19 protein-coding genes and 1 other RNA gene are annotated in these 16570 nt (G+C 36.9%); 5 read left to right on the top strand and 15 right to left on the bottom strand.

What is annotated here, in order from left to right; translation table 11 throughout:
* Positions 1 to 48: 48 nt before the first annotated feature.
* The gene (locus BR50_RS06660) at positions 49 to 1173 is read left to right on the top strand and encodes an NAD(P)/FAD-dependent oxidoreductase (RefSeq protein ID WP_034547315.1); all 1125 of its coding nucleotides are present in this window, start codon (positions 49 to 51) and stop codon (positions 1171 to 1173) included.
* A 59-nt stretch (positions 1174 to 1232) separates the two neighbouring features.
* On the opposite strand, the gene BR50_RS06655 is transcribed toward BR50_RS06660, so the two are convergent.
* Positions 1233 to 2069 (bottom strand): hypothetical protein, encoded by an 837-nt coding sequence (locus BR50_RS06655; protein ID WP_034547313.1) that lies wholly within the window; start codon positions 2067 to 2069, stop codon positions 1233 to 1235.
* A 235-nt stretch (positions 2070 to 2304) separates the two neighbouring features.
* Between BR50_RS06655 and mscL the strand changes: the two genes are divergently transcribed.
* A complete protein-coding gene (gene mscL / locus BR50_RS06650; protein ID WP_034547311.1) occupies positions 2305 to 2700 on the top strand; it encodes a large conductance mechanosensitive channel protein MscL in 396 nt (131 codons plus the stop codon).
* 113 nt (positions 2701 to 2813) lie between these two features.
* Here mscL and rsmI read toward each other — a convergent pair whose 3' ends face one another.
* The 13 genes from rsmI to dnaX form a co-directional block, all read right to left on the bottom strand.
* Positions 2814 to 3692, bottom strand: a complete 879-nt coding sequence (gene rsmI / locus BR50_RS06645) for a 16S rRNA (cytidine(1402)-2'-O)-methyltransferase (protein WP_034547309.1) — start codon at positions 3690 to 3692, stop codon at positions 2814 to 2816.
* Positions 3670 to 4026 (bottom strand): GIY-YIG nuclease family protein, encoded by a 357-nt coding sequence (locus BR50_RS06640; RefSeq protein ID WP_034547307.1) that lies wholly within the window; start codon positions 4024 to 4026, stop codon positions 3670 to 3672. The genes rsmI and BR50_RS06640 overlap by 23 nt, the downstream gene beginning before the upstream one ends.
* Positions 4013 to 4735: a tRNA1(Val) (adenine(37)-N6)-methyltransferase gene (locus BR50_RS06635; protein ID WP_034549044.1), complete on the bottom strand. Its 723-nt coding sequence runs from the start codon at positions 4733 to 4735 to the stop codon at positions 4013 to 4015. Before BR50_RS06635 ends, BR50_RS06640 begins: the two co-directional genes overlap by 14 nt.
* Before the next feature lie 113 nt (positions 4736 to 4848).
* The gene (locus BR50_RS06630) at positions 4849 to 5832 is read right to left on the bottom strand and encodes an NAD(P)H-quinone oxidoreductase (protein WP_034547305.1); all 984 of its coding nucleotides are present in this window, start codon (positions 5830 to 5832) and stop codon (positions 4849 to 4851) included.
* Between the two features lie 173 nt (positions 5833 to 6005).
* A complete protein-coding gene (locus BR50_RS06625) occupies positions 6006 to 6350 on the bottom strand; it encodes an initiation-control protein YabA (protein WP_034547303.1) in 345 nt (114 codons plus the stop codon).
* A gap of 54 nt (positions 6351 to 6404) precedes the next feature.
* Positions 6405 to 7394, bottom strand: coding sequence for a DNA polymerase III subunit delta' (gene holB, locus BR50_RS06620; protein WP_245792756.1), 990 nt, complete (start codon positions 7392 to 7394; stop codon positions 6405 to 6407).
* 9 nt (positions 7395 to 7403) lie between these two features.
* Complete coding sequence (locus BR50_RS06615) at positions 7404 to 7733, bottom strand: cyclic-di-AMP receptor (RefSeq protein WP_034547302.1); 330 nt, start codon at positions 7731 to 7733, stop codon at positions 7404 to 7406.
* Positions 7734 to 7755: 22 nt separating this feature from the next.
* The gene (tmk, locus tag BR50_RS06610; RefSeq protein ID WP_034547300.1) at positions 7756 to 8391 is read right to left on the bottom strand and encodes a dTMP kinase; all 636 of its coding nucleotides are present in this window, start codon (positions 8389 to 8391) and stop codon (positions 7756 to 7758) included.
* Positions 8392 to 8494: 103 nt separating this feature from the next.
* Positions 8495 to 9922, bottom strand: a complete 1428-nt coding sequence (locus BR50_RS06605) for an aminotransferase class I/II-fold pyridoxal phosphate-dependent enzyme (RefSeq protein ID WP_034547298.1) — start codon at positions 9920 to 9922, stop codon at positions 8495 to 8497.
* A gap of 23 nt (positions 9923 to 9945) precedes the next feature.
* Positions 9946 to 10185 (bottom strand): YaaL family protein, encoded by a 240-nt coding sequence (locus tag BR50_RS06600; RefSeq protein WP_034547296.1) that lies wholly within the window; start codon positions 10183 to 10185, stop codon positions 9946 to 9948.
* 27 nt (positions 10186 to 10212) lie between these two features.
* Positions 10213 to 10809, bottom strand: coding sequence for a recombination mediator RecR (gene recR, locus BR50_RS06595; RefSeq protein WP_034549040.1), 597 nt, complete (start codon positions 10807 to 10809; stop codon positions 10213 to 10215).
* Between the two features lie 101 nt (positions 10810 to 10910).
* Positions 10911 to 11222 carry a YbaB/EbfC family nucleoid-associated protein gene (locus tag BR50_RS06590; RefSeq protein WP_034547294.1) on the bottom strand — a complete coding sequence of 104 codons (312 nt, stop codon included), beginning with the start codon at positions 11220 to 11222 and terminating at the stop codon, positions 10911 to 10913.
* A gap of 30 nt (positions 11223 to 11252) precedes the next feature.
* Positions 11253 to 13073 (bottom strand): DNA polymerase III subunit gamma/tau, encoded by a 1821-nt coding sequence (dnaX, locus tag BR50_RS06585; protein WP_034547292.1) that lies wholly within the window; start codon positions 13071 to 13073, stop codon positions 11253 to 11255.
* Between the two features lie 248 nt (positions 13074 to 13321).
* Here dnaX and BR50_RS06580 point away from each other — a divergent pair, with 248 nt between their 5' ends.
* A complete protein-coding gene (locus BR50_RS06580; protein WP_034546213.1) occupies positions 13322 to 14641 on the top strand; it encodes an ISL3 family transposase in 1320 nt (439 codons plus the stop codon).
* 116 nt (positions 14642 to 14757) lie between these two features.
* Here the strand turns inward: BR50_RS06580 and ffs are convergent.
* Positions 14758 to 14844: signal recognition particle sRNA small type (ffs, locus tag BR50_RS12585), an RNA gene on the bottom strand.
* A gap of 213 nt (positions 14845 to 15057) precedes the next feature.
* Here ffs and BR50_RS06575 point away from each other — a divergent pair.
* Both BR50_RS06575 and BR50_RS06570 read left to right on the top strand, forming a co-directional pair.
* A complete protein-coding gene (locus tag BR50_RS06575; protein WP_034547290.1) occupies positions 15058 to 15807 on the top strand; it encodes an ABC transporter ATP-binding protein in 750 nt (249 codons plus the stop codon).
* Positions 15800 to 16549, top strand: coding sequence for an ABC transporter permease (locus tag BR50_RS06570; RefSeq protein ID WP_051905758.1), 750 nt, complete (start codon positions 15800 to 15802; stop codon positions 16547 to 16549). The genes BR50_RS06575 and BR50_RS06570 overlap by 8 nt, the downstream gene beginning before the upstream one ends.
* Positions 16550 to 16570 lie beyond the last annotated feature (21 nt).

The raw sequence follows: 16570 nt of genomic DNA, 5'->3' as shown, positions 1-16570 counted from the left end.
TCATACTATTCCATACATTTAGGATACAAATAAAAAGGATGAAGATAAATGACACAAATAAAACGAATTGCCGTGATCGGCGGAGGTATTGTAGGAGCTACTGCTGCATTTTACCTTAGCCAAAAAAATTATGAAGTTGCTATCTATGATGATGGTGTGGGACAAGCCACTTCTGCTGCGGCTGGAATTATTTGTCCTTGGTTATCTCAACGCCGTAATAAAGAATGGTATCAATTGGCCTCTAAGGGAGCGGCCTTTTACCCTCAATTGATGCGTGATTTAAATGAACCTCTTAATGATTCAGATATTTACCAGCAAGTAGGAACACTTGTCTTCAAAAAAAAACCGAGCTTACTAAAAAAATTAGAACAACTAGCTCTTAAACGTTTAGAAACTGCTCCAGAAATTGGAGAGATCTCACTTCTATCACCCAAAGAAATCAAAGCTAAATTCCCATTATACGGCTCAGAAGAATCGGCTTTATTTGCTTCTGGAGGCGCACGTGTCGATGGCTCTCTATTGACCAAAAAGCTGATCGATCAGGCTAAATCCAACGGAGCACATTATTATCCTGAGAAGATCACATTATCTCAAACCAATTCAACTGAGTATCTTATCAGCTCTGCCACTCAAGAAAGAACATATGATACAGTCGTTTTAGCAGTGGGCGCATGGTTACCTGAATTACTTGATCCACTCGATTTAGCTGTCGATATCCGCCCTCAAAAAGGACAGCTGGTCCAACTTCATTTACACGAAGATATGTCCCAATGGCCGGTTATTATGCCAGACGGTGAAAAAGATATTATTCCTTTTGCGAATGGAAAAATCGTCGTGGGAGCCACCCATGAAAATGATGGCGGCTATGATTTAACAGCTACCAAAGAAAAATTAGACCTTATGTTAGAAGAAGCGATAGAACTTGCTCCCGGATTAAAAAATGCGACCATTACTGGGATACGCGTTGGAACAAGAGCCTATACTTCTGACTTCGCTCCTTTTTTTGGAGCTGTTCCCGGTTACCCTAACCTTTTCACAGCCAGTGGTCTAGGTTCATCCGGATTGACTTCTGGACCTTTGATTGGTCATATGTTAAGCCAAATCATATCAGGTGAATCTACTGACTTGCCACTCTCTAATTATCCTGTTGAACATTACATTAAAAAACGATAGTAATTAAAAAGCAGGGACTGGACTATTGCCCAGTTCCTGCTTTTTAGCTTGCTTAAATTTTAGAAATCTGTTCCGTTGAATACAGAATATTCACCAGTTAACGGATCCATTTTCTTCAACTCTTTTGTTGTTAAATCGTATTTGAACATGCCTACCATATTAGAGATTCCCACTCCATCTACTTCGTGTGAATGGCGGATCTCAACAGTATAAGTTTGCTCATCTGTTTTAGTTGCATAAAATTGATTATCTTCTGCCGAAATACCAGAAATTGCAACTACTTGGTTCAATACTTCCGTCATTTCTTCTTCGGGTGTTGCTTTTGTTGTTTCTTTAAATGTTTCTTCTACTGTAGCTTCTTTATCGCTTATCCACGTACTGATTTCATCATCTGGAACCGTTTTGATATCTTTACCTGTTGCTTCTGTGAATTCAGAACTTGCTAGATCTGACGTACGTTCTGTTTTATAAGTTGACTTTTCTATTACTTCGGTAGCTTCATCAGCTTTTGCTTCTTCAGCTTGAGCAAGAGTAATTTTTTCTTCCAAGCTTACAGCTTTTGTTTTGATTTCATTGTACTCTGATAAATCATTTTGAAGCAATAGTCCAATTGTACCGGCAGCTTCATCATATTTTCCAGCATCGTACTGAGCTGATCCATCTGTATAAACTTTATTGTACTTTTCTTGCAGCGAAACTTCTTCTGTTGCTGATTCTTCTGCTTGCGAAGCGGTTGATTCAGAGGCAATTGACTCAGATACAGTTGATTCAGATACAACTGATTCAGACTGCGTTACTTCAGTTGATGCACCTTCTTGTTCATTGTTTGTTCCACAAGCACTTAATACAACCATGCCTAAAGAGATGATCACTAGATAACTAAACTTTTTCTTCATTTCTTTTCCCCCTTATAAAACTTATTCGCTCCTTCATTATACCTTATTTTGTTCTTACTCCTCATTAATTTTCATAATTTCATCTTTTTTATCTTGATCCGATACTTAAAAAATTGCTCCGGATAATTTATGCATAAAGATAGACACTAAAAACACGCTTCTGGTATAGTTAAGTTTGGTCTAGATAATACTAATTAGAACTATTTGTAAGGAGGAGAAAAAAGCGAAAAAATTTATGGATGAATTTAAAGAATTTGCCTTTCGTGGGAATGTTCTTGATTTAGCGGTGGGACTCGTTATTGGTTCTGCATTTACTGCCATTGTTACTGCACTTGTAAGTTATATTATTATGCCACTTGTCGGTATCCTTTCTGGCGGAAAAGACGTCAAAAATTTATCTGTAGAGGTTGGTGGCGCTACCTTAGAATATGGTGCTTTCTTACAATCCGTTGTAGACTTCACGTTGATTGCACTTGTTGTCTTTATCTTTATTAAAATCATTAACAATGCTGCCAGTAAATTAAAAAAACCAGTAGACGTTATTGAAGAAATTGAAGTTCCGATTGCTGAACAATACCTTAAAGAGATTCGCGATTTATTAGCAGAAGATAAAAAAAACCGTAATAATTGATCATTGGATCCAATGCTTTAGCTTGCGTAATAGCACTACTAAAAAAGCATCTACCCTCTCTTCGGAAATCCTTTTCCGCGAAGAGGGTAGATGCTTTTAGTTGTTTTTTTATGTTAAAATTCATGAAAAGCTGCATAAACTTCTTGCTTCTTTAATCCTCTTAATTTTGCTACTTCTTTAATGGCATCTTTACTAGTAAATTCCATTTCAGTGATCATCAAATCAACGTGTTCCTTTAACGACAAACTTTCCCAACTTGTATCTTCTTCTGCTAAAAGAGATCCGGCACTATTTCCTTCAACAATCAAACAAAATTCGCCTCTAATTTCATTCGTCATTGACCAGTCAATCGTTTCTTCAATCGTACCTCTTATAAATTCTTCGTACCTTTTCGTCAATTCGCGGCAACAAACGATGCGGCGATCCATTCCAAAAACGGTTGACATGTTCTTCAATACTTCTTTTAAACGGTGCGGCGATTCATATAATATAATCGTTTCAGGTCGATGATTCAATTCTTCTAAAGCAACGAGTTGATCTTTTTTCTTGCGTGGTAAAAAGCCGAAAAAATAAAAAGGTTGTGGGCTTATTCCAGACGCAATCAGTGCTGTTAATCCAGCGTTCGCTCCCGGCAACGGAATAACTGGTATTCCAGCTTGGATACAAGCTACAACCAGCTCATGTCCAGGATCACTTATAGAGGGCATTCCTGCGTCACTCACTTGTGCAATTGTTATACCTGTTTCTAATTTTTCAATCAGTTGAATAATTCTTTCTTGTGTATTGTGTTCATGAAAACTGATTTGAGGTGTTTTTATTTCATAATGATTCAGTAATTTTTGAGTTGTACGTGTATCCTCAGAAGCAATCAAATCGACTTCTTTTAATAGTCTTACTCCTCTAAATGTCATATCCTCTAGATTTCCAATAGGCGTGGGAATAAGATATAAACTTCCACCCTGAGTGTGTTCAAAACTTTTTTGACTCTGCATTTTTTCCATCTTCCTTTGCTTCTATTTTTTGCATGTTTAACAAACAAGACTTCGTCGCTTGAATGGGAAACACTACTCCTTGATTTATTAAATAGTCTATTTTATTTTTCCTTGTTTGTTTCTTAAAAGCATATTCTGCTTTTGTAGCTTCACTTCTAGTTCCATAGCCCTCAGCATAAATCATTTTTACCGGTCTTCTCGTTTGTGGTTTTGTGTACTTAGCTCCAACACCTTGATTGTGTTCCAGCTCTCTTCTCGTAAGATTCGTCGTATATCCGCCATAAAAGCTTTCATCCTGACAATACAAGACGTAAAAATAACTAACGGACTCCATACAGCATCTCACTCACTTCTGGTAAATAGTTATTATCCTCGCTGTACACAAAAAGTGGCGGTAAAACGCGGAATCCCGCATTTTTCCCATCTTTTATGCCTTCTATTAATAACGTATTAGCTTCTTTTCCTTCTTTAGGATAAACTAAACGCATTTTTTTAGGGGCAATCTGATACTTCTTCATTGTTTCCAAAATTTCGATCAGTCGATCTGGACGATGAACAAAATAAGCTTTTCCGTTCATTTTTAATAAACTACTTGAGACCTTCATAACCTCATCTAGATTTGTATGCAATTCATGTCTGGCAATAGCCAAATGGGAATTAGGATTTTTGATGCTTTTTTCTCCTACGGCAAAGTACGGTGGGTTGCATGTTAACGTATCAACCGTATCTTTTTTGATCCACTTACTTGCATCACTTAAGTTTCCATGCACCATTGAAAGTTGGCCTTCTAAAGCATTGATTTGAATAGTTCTATTGGCCATATCAACTAGTCTTTCTTGTAATTCAATTCCAATAATAGCGCTGCTTGTTTTCTGACTAAGCAACAAGCCGACAACTCCATTCCCTGCACATAAATCAACAATCTTTGTCCGATCGTGTTTAGCTGGTTGAGCAAAATCTGCTAATAATACTGCATCTAATGAAAACGAGAAAACGGATGGACTTTGGATAATGGATAAGTTATGACTGAGCAATTGATCCATACGTTCATCATCTTGTAACCATTGATTCACTGTTGACACTTCCTTCAATTATAATCATTTTTACTATACCATATGGAGATCTCCTTGAATATAAAATGGGTAAAACCCAATTGTTACTCGACCTTCAAGATTATTTTCCCACAATTTTTATTGTCTTCCATATAGCGATGAGCTTTAGCTACGTCACGTAGTGAGAAAACACTATCTACAATAGGTTTGATCAACTCTTTTTCAAAATAGGGCATGACCTTTTCAATAAATTCATTTGTTAATCGAGCCTTATAGTCATCACTTCTAGGCGTTAAAAGAGTCCCTTTTAACGTGATTCGTTTTTGCAGTAACTTGCCTAAGTTGATCTTTTCAACTACTGTGCCGCCTAACACGCCAATGAGGATCCAACGTCCATCTACTTTTAGACTAGTTAAATTTTTTTCCCAGTATGAAGCTCCGATGAAATCTAAGATCAAATCAACACCTTTTTGTGCTGTATAATCTAAAACGATTTGATCAAACGCTTCTTCTTTATAATTGATCAATTTATCTGCTCCTAGTGCTTTACATAATTCCAACTTTTCATTTGAGCCTGCCGTTACGATGACCTGTGCTTTAGTCATCTTTTTTGCCAATTGGATAGCCGCTGTTCCTACACCACTGGCTCCTGCATGAATCAAAACTGTTTCATCTGACTTTAACTCTCCCAACCAGTAAAGTGTTTGGTAGGCTGTCAGAAAAACTTCTGGAATTGCCGCTGCTGCTTCAAAACTCATGTTGTCCGGTATAAGTATGGCTCGATTCGACGGCATAGCTACATATTCTGCATATCCGCCGTGATTTACTAGCCCTGCAACGCGTGTACCAGGAGCCAACCGGTTATCGGAACTGCTGCTATTTTCAACCACAACTCCCGCAACCTCAACTCCTAATATTGGATAAGGTTCAGCCAATTGTTTATTTTCACGTGTCATGATATCAGTTCGATTTATAGCACTTGCTTTAACGTGCACCAATAGATCTCCTTCTTTGATCTTAGGCATTGTGTGTTCTCGGATTTCCAACTGTTCAGAATTACCTGGTTTTTTGATTGATACAGCTCTCATTATTTTTATCGACTCCCTTTTATGGCTTATCTTCTACGGTAACTATTCGATTTATACTTTTTCAAATAGACTATTTAGTTTAAAAGACTATTTTCCAGCTAATATAATTATAAATAATAAAAAACTTGTAGCCATTTTCATTACGGTTACAAGTTTTTTTATTAAATTCATGTTTATCTTCTTTCGCCATAAATAACATCTAAACAAAAGGCACATGGCTCATCATTCACTCTTCTTGAACCATAGAACACATTGCACACATGAAATCCATCTTCATATAATTTTTCAAGATTTAAACGCGATTTACTCATTTCAGGTTCTACAACTTCTTCATCTGATCGTTGCTGCTTTTCAAGATCACTCAAACGGTCTCTCAAATGTTGATTTTCAATGCTAAGAGTAGCATTTTCTTCGACTAATGCTTCAACCTCTTTTTTAATTTTAGAAATTTGATGGAGAGTTGTATCAGTATCCAGTTCTATTTGAGTAAAACTATCATATAAAGTTTTTTTATCCATCTATTTTTCACCCACTCTTTGCTATGATCCTCGTTTTAGTCATTTTTTTGCCTTTTATTTCATTAATTGTAAAACAAGCTGTTCAAAAACACCTTGAGCATTGACATTACTTTCTAGTTTTTTACGACTAAGTAGAACAGTTTCGATAGCTTGTATTGTTACTGTTCCTGTATATTCTGTTTTAATGTGATCAAGTTCTTTTTGATAACGTGCATAAGCCAATACATCAACTGTGTGATAATGGATCATTAAGACATCTCGGTAGGCTAATAAAATTAAATCCAATAACCTTCTATGAGCATCACGATCTTTAAAATGAGGCATGATAGTCGTTTGTACATAAACGAAACTTTGACTATCTTTATTCGTGATCAGTGTAAACCATTTCCAAGCAATTGTTTTTGCCTCTTGAAACCATTCATTTTCATTCATTTCAAGTGCTTCTTCTACACTGTTAGTCAATTGTACCAATAAAGAAGCCTGATTAATAGATAGTCCTTTAGTTTCAAGCTCTAACATTAATTTTTTTTTGGTTAACGCCTGAAAATGAACCAGCTGACACCTGGATAAAATCGTTGGAAGGATCCGTTGTTTAGCTGTAGTCAATAAAAATGCTACTGCACTTCCTTCAGGTTCTTCTAAAAACTTCAATAAACTGTTTGCAGCACCGGTCGTCATCTTTTCAACATCTTCAATTATAAAAATCTTTTGCTGACTTTCTACACCGCTTTTTGAAAATTCTGCTTTTAAGTTACGAACTTGCTCCACTTTTATAGATAAGCCATCTGGAATGATCTCAATTACATCCGGATGTTGATGTTCAAACACTCGGCGACAATTCTGGCACTTTTCGCAAGGAATCTTTTCTGTTCCTTCTTGGCAAAGCAAACTAGCTGCTAACCATAAACTCAGTTCTTTTTTACCCGTTCCTGAAACGCCTTCAAAAAGATAAGCATGAGCTAATTGTTTTTGCTGCACTGTTTTTTTAAATTGTTTGAACAATATAGGCTGTAGCCAATTTAATTTTTCTTCGATATTTATCACGACCCGATTTTAAAATTGTTGAAACTGATCAACAGGTAATACAAATACAGTAGCTCCACCAACTTGAACTTCTACTGGGTAAGGCATAGATGTTTCCATTGAAATGTCTAAGCTGACCGGAGGAGTCATAAATTGTTCTCTTGATTGACAATTTCTACGAATAAGATCTAATACTTCATCAATACGTTCTTCTTCGATTCCGATAATAAATGTAGTATTTCCAGCTTTTAAAAAGCCCCCTGTTGTTGAAAGCTTTGTTGCTCGTATACCTGCATCTACAAATTCATTCGATAGACGTCCGCCGTCTTTATCTTGAACTATAGCTAATATTAATTTCATTGAAAATCAACTCCTCATATTTTTATCCCGTTATTTTTTTTATGATAGTCTGATAACACTCTTCAACAACTTTTTCTAATTCTTGGCTTGCATCGATTTGAACGACCCTCTCAGATTGTTCTTTTGCAATGTCTAGATAGGCGGATCGAACTTTTTCATGAAACTCTAGTGTCTCCTGATCCAAACGGTCAAATTGACGATTTTCTTTATTCTGATTGATTCGTTCCAAACCTAAATGTGCCTCGATATCTAAATAGAGTGTTAAGTCAGGAGAAAGATTTTCTGTTGCGAATTGATTGATTTTAGCTACTTCAGAAACACCAATACCACGAGCTACACCTTGATAAGCCAGTGAACTATCCACAAAGCGATCACATATAACTACTTTTCCTGCTTCTAGGGCTGGAATGATTTTTTCTATCAAATGCTGCCTTCTCCCGGCTGCATACAATAATGCTTCTGTACGTATATCCATTTCAGTATTTTCTGGATTTAAAATAAGTTCACGAATTTCTTCGGCGATCCGACTGCCTCCAGGTTCTCTTGTCGCAACAATTTCTTGTTGAACTGTTTTGACCAGCATTGGAATAAGTTCTTTTATAACGCTGGTTTTACCTGCACCATCTGGACCTTCAATTGTAATAAATATTCCTTTCACTATTCTAAGCTCCTAACTTCTTAATCTAGCTTTATAGCTACTCCCATTATACTGTATCTATGTCTGACAGTCTAATAGCTTTTATTTATTGCTCACGATAGCATCAATCATTTTCAGAAAAGACAACAAGATCCATTTCGTTTCCAAGTCCAACAACTCTCATTGACTGACTTAAGTAATACTTCAATTGCTTGATCTGTTCAATCGTTAGTCTTTCTCCTTTTAACACAAATGGGACCCCTGGTGGGTAGGGTGTTATATTCTGTGCTGCAATTCTTCCTTCTGCTTCTTCCAAGCGAATTCGTTCAATCGTGCGCTTTTTTTGACTGTCATAGTCTAAATCTAGTTCCGTATGAGGGTCAATCGACACCGTCTTTTTTTTATTTTTGATCCACTCATTTTCTTCCTGCTGCAGTAATTGTATAGAAAATGGTTTGCCAACGTCTGTTCCTTGTTTTAGAAGAGGAAACGTCAGCAGTACTGTAGCATGATCTATCTTTTCGCCAAAAATACCTTGCTTTTCTAATTGGGCAGCTAACACTTCACCACTATGATTTGCCCAAGATACCCTCGCTTTTAAAGGATCGCTGCTTTGCAAGAATTCTATACCAGCATGTTCAAATTGTTTTTTCCATAGGTCCCGGTATTCCAAAGTAGTTTTCAAGTCTTTTTCATTAAAAAAAGCTAAGAAATAACGAGCGTACTCTAACGAGAGCATCAACGGATAAGATGGACTGCTAGATTGGAAGATGTGCAAATAATGTTCAACCTTATTTTTCAAAGAAAGTGACGCTTGCTTTCCGATATGCAGATACGCTGTTTGTGTAAAAGAAGGAAGCATCTTATGTGCAGACTGCACGACCACATCTGCTCCTAAATCTAGTGCTGAAGCAGGAAAAGGATCTCCTAATGTAAAGTGCGGTCCATGTGCTTCATCTACTAACACTAGACACTCACTTTTTCTAGCATGGTCTATCAATTCTTTGAGCGGATAAACCATTCCATCATACGTAGGATACGTTACGATCAGCGCCTTAACAGATGGATAATTCTCAAAAGCTTCTTTTAACCTTTCCAACGTAATTCCTAAAGGTGCTTCATCTACCTCAGTCAGTTCAGGTGTTAAAAAAATTGGTCGCAGTTCCGCTAACTCTAATGCATGGATAACGGATTGATGGCAACTTCGATCAACAAATACTTGATCGCCTTTATTCGTTGAACCCATGACCATCGCTAAATTACCCACAGTTGAGCCATTTATTAAATAGTAACTCTTTTTACTGCCATATAATCCACTCAACAAGTCTTGACTTTCTTTTATAGCGCCAACTGGTTCATGTAAATAATCCAGTCCTGAAACTTCTGTTTGGTCAAAAGGAAGCATAGAATGAAAAGAGTCTAATGATTCATCCCAGTTTATGCCATTTTTATGTCCTGGAACATGAAAAGAGACCTTTTCCTTCTTTTCATGTTGCTTTAATACATCAAATAGAGGGCGACGATGCTGTTCTGTACTATTTTTTTCATTCATCCTCGCTCCTCCTCGCTTTTTGCTCACTTAAATGATCCTAAAGTTGATGCGTCACCTTTAATGTGCCGTTTCTTAGCTTCTTTGAACAAATAAAAATACTTTGCTTCTGCTAATTTTGTTTGAGCAAATAACAGACTGTCTTTTTCAATGACCGAATATTCGATTCTTTTTGCGTATTCCCAGTTCCCTTTTGTCTCTGTCATTAATTTTAGCAAGGCTGCATCATACTCTCTTCGTAATGCATATTTTTTCTTGAACAGCATTTTTCCAGCCTCCTTCTTGATTTTTGGCTAAAGTTCTCTGCGCCCTTCAACTGCTTTTAGCAATGTGATCTCATCCGCATACTCAATATCACTTCCAACTGAAAGTCCATGAGCCAAGCGCGTTACCTTAATTCCTGCTGGCTTGATCAGTCTCGATAAATACATCGCTGTTGCTTCGCCCTCAGCATTGGCATTTGTTGCAATGATCACTTCATTGATTTCATCTGACTGCAATCGTTTGATCAAACTCGGTATATTGATATCTTCTGGGCCCGTTCCCTCTATTGGAGAAAGAACACCCTGTAATACATGATACAAACCATGATATTCACGCATTTTTTCTAAAGCCATGACATCTTTTGGATCTTCTACAACTAAAACGATGCTTCTATCACGTGATTTATCTTGACATATTTGACAAGGATCATCTTCTGTAATCTGGCCGCAAATGGAACAATAATGCAGGTCTCTTTTTGCACTGATCAACGATTTAGCAAAGTCCGTTACGTCCTCTTCGCGCATGTCGATCGTAAAAAAAGCTAAGCGAGCTGCTGTTTTCGCCCCAATTCCGGGTAATTTCATGTAGCTGTCCATTAATTTTGATATCGGTTCTGGATATTGCATAGCCATTTCCCTTCTCATCCTTTTTATGCAGGAATTATAAGATTCAAAAAACGGGACCCGCAAGGAATCCCATTTTTAATCATTATCTGCTTATTTGTGGTTTACATACCTGGAATGCCTTTAGCGTATTTCCCCATAACGGCTTGTGTTTCAACTTCTACTTTTTCTAAAGCATTATTTGTTGCCATAATGATTAAATCTTGCAACATTTCAATATCATCCGGATCGACTGCTTCTGTTTTGATAGCGATATCTTTCATTTTCTTTTCTCCAGTCAACGTTACAGTGACCAAATCTCCATTAGTTGTTCCAAAAAATTCTTTAACATTTAGATCCTCTTGAGATTTCGCCATTTCTTTTTGCATTTGTTGCATCTGTTTCATCATGCCTTGCATATTTCCCATTCCACGCATCGTTTACTCTTCCTTTCAATTGGTTGATTTTTAATCATTTTTTACTTCGACGTTTTTTTCTCCAAACAACTCCATAGCTTCTATCACAATGGTTTCATCTTCATCTGGTTCAGGTAACGCCGTTTCTAAACTAGCTAAATTTTCTTGTTCAAAATCAGAGACAACTTGGGTCTCACCCTTAACAACAGCTGGAGAAGTGCTTTTTTCTACTGAAGGTTTCTTCAACAACTCTTTATTAAGTTTCAAAAATTGTTCTCGAATAATTGGCCATTGTTCTGCTGGAACACAGATCATTTTTGGTGAATACCCCACTAAACGTTGTAGATTTTCGCTGATGGCTTCAAGCAATTCATTATCATTTGTAGCTTTTTGACACAAAATATCATATTCAAATGAGACGATCAAGCCATTAGGACTTGCCGCAACTGGTGTTGAAGCTTTCATGATCGCTCGCTGAGTTACTGACAGCATACTCAATAAATCAGGCCAAATATCGATCAACTGAGCTAAATTTTCTTTTGTTGCTTCACTTAATAACTTGTGGATCATCGTCGTATTTATTTTAAATTGGGTATTTCCTGGTTTAGAGACCACTTTAGGTGCTTTCTTAGGTGGCTGAGGCGTTCCGCCATTCTTAGCAAGTTTTTGCAGCTGCTTTTTCATTTCTAGGAGCTCTTTCTCCATATCCGTGAGCTTTTGCTGCTCAACTTGGGTATTTCCGTTCACTCTCGACTCTTCAACTGCTGTGCTGCCTACCAACGCAGCAACAGCTAATTGAGTCAATTTTACCGTTGCAACTTCTAAATACACTTCCGCATGATTTGTAAATCGCATCTCTTGTTGAGTATCATTTAGGATCCCGATGACTTCATACAATTGTTGGGCTGTAATCGTTTGACTGAGTGTTTTAAATCCCTCGTCAACATTAGCGCCTTCCAGTAAATCAGTCATCTGGGGAGCTTGCTGATAAACCAACAAATCTCGACTGAACAGAATCAAATCTTCTACAAAACGGCTGGCATCTTTTCCTTCTGACAAGATACTTTGCAAAAGGGATAAACCTTTTTCAGTATTGGATTGAATAATAGCATCAAAATAGTCTAAAACTAATTCTTGTGTCAAACTACCAGTAACACTCATTGCATTTTCAACAGTTACTGAATCATCTCCATATGAGATCGCTTGATCTAATATACTTAAGGCATCCCGCATACCACCCTCAGCAGCTCTGGCAATAACCGTTAAAGCCTCTTCCTGATAGGTTATTTTTTCTTGATTTAAAATATATGTCATTCGTTCACAACTATCACGAACGCTGATTCGTTTAAAATCAAACCGTTGTGTTCTAGAAATAATGGTCAAAGGGATTTTATGCGGCTCTGTTGTAGCTAAAATAAAAACGACATTTTTTGGGGGCTCTTCTAACGTCTTCAGTAAGGCATTGAAAGCTCCAGTTGTTAACATGTGGACTTCATCAATGATGTAAATTTTATATTCAGCACTAGTCGGTGCATACTTTGCTTTATCCCGAATATCCCGAATTTCTTCTACTCCATTATTACTGGCCGCATCAATTTCAATCACGTCATTTAATTGACCTTGAGTAATAGAACGACACGTTTCACACTCATTACATGGTTCTCCATCTTTTAAATTGGGACAATTAATGGCTTTAGCAAAAATTTTAGCTGCACTCGTTTTTCCTGTTCCACGAGGCCCAGTGAATAGGTATGCATGGCTTGTTTTCCCCTGTGCCAAGGCATTTATTAACGTTTGTGTGATGGCTTTTTGACCCGCGATATCTTGAAATCGTTGGGGACGCCATACTCGATAAAGTGCTTGATAACTCATGCATTTCTCCCTTTCTTGAACCGTTCATAATTACTCTCTATTATACGTTATTTGAGGCAGAATTTAAACAGCTAGTCAAAGACTCTTTACAGTTTCAGCTATATAATTATACTGAAGAATAAAGGCTGTATAATTTTTGGTGTGGATGAAGAAATTCATTCGCACCTATTTTTTTATAAAAAAATAGAAACAAATGAATTTTCCAGTTAGAATAAAGTCACGACAACCCACTAGAAAGGAAAATTCATATGTCTCATAATAATTGTATCCGAACTGCACTTGATTTAAAAGATAAAAATATCTTTTTTGATGAAAAATTTTGCGAGGAGAAACGAATCAAAGGGTTCAGATCAAAAGTTTTCTATGCCACTTTAACGTACAAACCCACTCACTGTGAGTGTTGTGGGATGAAGAACCACGCCTACTCTATTGTAAAGAATGGGTATTTAACCTCTAGGGTTAAATGGGTCAGTTCGACTCATTATGCAACGTCTATTCGATTAAAGAAGCAGCGGTTTCTTTGTAGAGCATGCGGTGTTACCTTTGTTGCACGTTCTCCTGAAATTGAAGAAGGTTGCTTCATCGCTAAACGGGTCAAACAGTCTATCGCGGTTGAATTAGCCGACACTATTTCTATAAAAGACCTGTCTAAACGGCATTTTGTTTCTCCTACCACTGTAGACAGAGTCTTGAAACAACTCAATCAGTCTGTTAAAAATACCTTCAAATCCTTGCCGCAACACCTCTCTTTCGATGAATTTCAATCCGTTAAAAACGTCGAAGGAAAAATGAGCTTTATTTATTCGAATGCAGACACACATGAACCAATCGATATCTTGCCAACTCGGCTGCTACTAGCTTTACGCCGTCACTTTCTTCGCTATCCCTATAAGACGAGGATGAACGTAAAAACGATTGTCGTAGACATGAACGCGGCCTACTTTACATTAGTTAAAGATCTCTTTCCTAATGCTAAAGTGATCATTGACCGTTTCCATATCGTTCAGTTGATATCACGCTCGTTGAATCAAACCAGAGTTCAAACAATGAAACAATTCCATACCTCTAATTCAGAAGATTTAAAGAATTACAGAAAATTTAAAAGGTACTGGCAACTCCTGTTAAAGGATTCAGACGACTTAAATTTTAAGGATTACCGCTATCAACGACTCTTTAAAAAACCTTTACCGAATACAGAAATCATCGACTACCTACTTACGCTCGACGAGACTCTTAAAGCGACGTATGATTTGTATCAAAATCTTCTTTATTATTCTAAAAAAAATGACTATAAAGGGTTTAAAAACCTTGTACTTAAGGCTTCTCCTAAAGAGTTATCTCCTTTTATGCAGACTGCCCTTAAAACCCTGCGTAAACACTTGCCTAGGATAAAACATACTTTTATGTATCCCTATTCTAACGGTGCTTTAGAAGGGTCAATCAATAAAATAAAAGTCATCAAACGGGTTGCTTATGGTTATCGGAATTTTCAGAACTTTAGATGTCGTATTTTGATTAGTTTTAAAGCAAAAAAAAGCAGCGCGAGAAGATTCTCTCACGCTGCTTAAACAAGACGTTATTTCCAACTAAATTTAGCTCATCCACACCATTTGACGTAGAGCCAGAATAAAATAAAAAAAGAAACCGCTGATTTTCCAATCAGCAGTTTCTTTTTTTTTATTCTATGTACGAACGGCACATGACGGAACATCCTTAGTGCTGCTTCCTTCCGGATCTGACACGATTCGAAAGTCTATCATTGCCGTACGGCCTTTCGGCACTTTTTATTATAAAGGATTTACGAATAAAAAGCCAGTGTTTTTTGAAATCAAATAATAATTACTTTCAGAAGCCATTTTTCTGAATTTTTAAAGTTAGAATAAAAGTTTTTACATCATTTTAACCTTTTATATTTTTAAAAGTTGTTTGTATGTCATGACTATAAATTTTATAATAGAATCGACTACCCAAAGGAGACAGCTGAATGATTAAAAACGCTATATTTGTGAACAAGTTAACTTGTTCGTTTAAAGATAAAATTGTATTGAATGGGATCTCTTTTGCTGTTCCATCTAACTCTACATGTGTCATAATTGGACCCTCCGGCTGCGGAAAAACGACTATTCTTCATGCTTTAGCCGGATTTATTAAACCTGTCAGCGGAGAAATGAAAATAAATGATATTCCAGTAACCGATTTCCCAGCTCATACTGGAATCATTCTTCAAGAATACGCTTTGCTTCCATGGTTTACCGTTTTCGATAACGTAGCGATGGGGCTTAAAATAACCCATCATAGTCCTGACAGTATCAAAAAGAAGACAAACCACCTTTTAAAAGAATTAGGCATTTTAAATCTTGCCCAATTCTATCCCTCTCAGATTAGCGGCGGGCAAAAACAACGTGTAGCAATTGCACGAAGTTTGAATTTAGATCCTGAGATCCTTTTTTTAGATGAAGCTACTTCAGCATTGGATGCCATGACCAAAGAGCAATTGCAGGATCTGATTTTATCCATTCATCAAACAAAAAAGACAACTCTTTTACAAGTTACTCATTCTATCGAGGAAGCAGTATTTTTGGGAGAGCAGATCATTGTTATGAATCAAAGCGGAATACATGAGATCATACATAATCCTTTAGTTGGAATTGAAAATAGTCGTAAAAAGCTGGCCTTTTACGACATGTGCTTAAGGGTTCGAGAAAGTCTAGAAAGCGGGACACAGCATGAATAGAAACAAAAAATTCCCTTTAGATACTTTTATTGGTTTGATAGGCTTATTTTTAGTTTGGGAGTCTCTCTACTTTGTCGTGTCACATCCTGTTATTCCAGAACCAATCAAAACGATTCGTTTATTCATAGAAGTGTTTCCAATACTGCTCCCCCATATCTTCAGTAGTTTATTTCGGATCTTATCGGCTATTCTTATTTCTTTTGTAATCAGTGTGCCTTTAGGTATTTGGATCGGATCCAGCAAATGGGCAGATCGTTTATTGTCTCCTTTGCTATATTTCATTTACCCTATACCAAAAGTCGCATTTCTACCGGTTTTCATGCTGGTTTTTGGTTTAGGTGATGCATCAAAAATCAGCTTAGTCGTCTGGATCATCGTCTTTCAACTAATTCTGTCCGTACGCGATGGCATAAATCAAATTGACCAGTCCTATTATCAGGTGATGCAGATGATGCATGCGAGTAAATGGCAGACCTTTATCTATCTACTCTATCCAGCTATTCTCCCACAAATCATTAGTGGATTACGTGTTTGTATTGGGATTGCAGTAGCCTCGCTATTTTTTGCGGAAAATTATGCTACTCAATTTGGTCTTGGTTATTACATTATGAATGCTTGGTCTGTCATTGATTATTCCCAAATGTTTTGCGGCATACTGGCGCTTTGTTTAGTCGGATTTTTATTATTTAAACTGATAGATCTCCTTGAATGGTTTTTGACTCCATGGAATAAATCAATTTGATTTCAGACTAAAAAATACCAC

It is taken from the genome of Carnobacterium alterfunditum DSM 5972 (assembly GCF_000744115.1).
Taxonomy (GTDB): Bacteria; Bacillota; Bacilli; order Lactobacillales; family Carnobacteriaceae; genus Carnobacterium_B; species Carnobacterium_B alterfunditum.
Note: the sequence above shows the minus strand (reverse complement) of the source record. Positions and strands in the feature narration are given on the sequence as shown.

Excerpts from the sequence above, each read along its gene's own strand:
- BR50_RS06580 (WP_034546213.1), top strand. The coding sequence starts at position 13,322 with ATGTCTCATAATAATTGTATCCGAACTGCACTTGATTTAAAAGATAAA.
- mscL (WP_034547311.1), top strand. The coding sequence starts at position 2,305 with ATGGATGAATTTAAAGAATTTGCCTTTCGTGGGAATGTTCTTGATTTA.
- BR50_RS06635 (WP_034549044.1), bottom strand. The coding sequence starts at position 4,735 with ATGGATCAATTGCTCAGTCATAACTTATCCATTATCCAAAGTCCATCC.
- BR50_RS06630 (WP_034547305.1), bottom strand. The coding sequence starts at position 5,832 with ATGAGAGCTGTATCAATCAAAAAACCAGGTAATTCTGAACAGTTGGAA.
- BR50_RS06655 (WP_034547313.1), bottom strand. The coding sequence starts at position 2,069 with ATGAAGAAAAAGTTTAGTTATCTAGTGATCATCTCTTTAGGCATGGTT.
- BR50_RS06575 (WP_034547290.1), top strand. The coding sequence starts at position 15,058 with ATGATTAAAAACGCTATATTTGTGAACAAGTTAACTTGTTCGTTTAAA.
- rsmI (WP_034547309.1), bottom strand. The coding sequence starts at position 3,692 with ATGCAGAGTCAAAAAAGTTTTGAACACACTCAGGGTGGAAGTTTATAT.
- BR50_RS06625 (WP_034547303.1), bottom strand. The coding sequence starts at position 6,350 with ATGGATAAAAAAACTTTATATGATAGTTTTACTCAAATAGAACTGGAT.
- BR50_RS06590 (WP_034547294.1), bottom strand. The coding sequence starts at position 11,222 with ATGCGTGGAATGGGAAATATGCAAGGCATGATGAAACAGATGCAACAA.
- BR50_RS06570 (WP_051905758.1), top strand. The coding sequence starts at position 15,800 with ATGAATAGAAACAAAAAATTCCCTTTAGATACTTTTATTGGTTTGATA.
- BR50_RS06660 (WP_034547315.1), top strand. The coding sequence starts at position 49 with ATGACACAAATAAAACGAATTGCCGTGATCGGCGGAGGTATTGTAGGA.
- BR50_RS06615 (WP_034547302.1), bottom strand. The coding sequence starts at position 7,733 with ATGAAATTAATATTAGCTATAGTTCAAGATAAAGACGGCGGACGTCTA.
- dnaX (WP_034547292.1), bottom strand. The coding sequence starts at position 13,073 with ATGAGTTATCAAGCACTTTATCGAGTATGGCGTCCCCAACGATTTCAA.
- recR (WP_034549040.1), bottom strand. The coding sequence starts at position 10,809 with ATGCAATATCCAGAACCGATATCAAAATTAATGGACAGCTACATGAAA.
- BR50_RS06640 (WP_034547307.1), bottom strand. The coding sequence starts at position 4,026 with ATGGAGTCCGTTAGTTATTTTTACGTCTTGTATTGTCAGGATGAAAGC.
- BR50_RS06600 (WP_034547296.1), bottom strand. The coding sequence starts at position 10,185 with ATGCTGTTCAAGAAAAAATATGCATTACGAAGAGAGTATGATGCAGCC.
- BR50_RS06605 (WP_034547298.1), bottom strand. The coding sequence starts at position 9,922 with ATGAATGAAAAAAATAGTACAGAACAGCATCGTCGCCCTCTATTTGAT.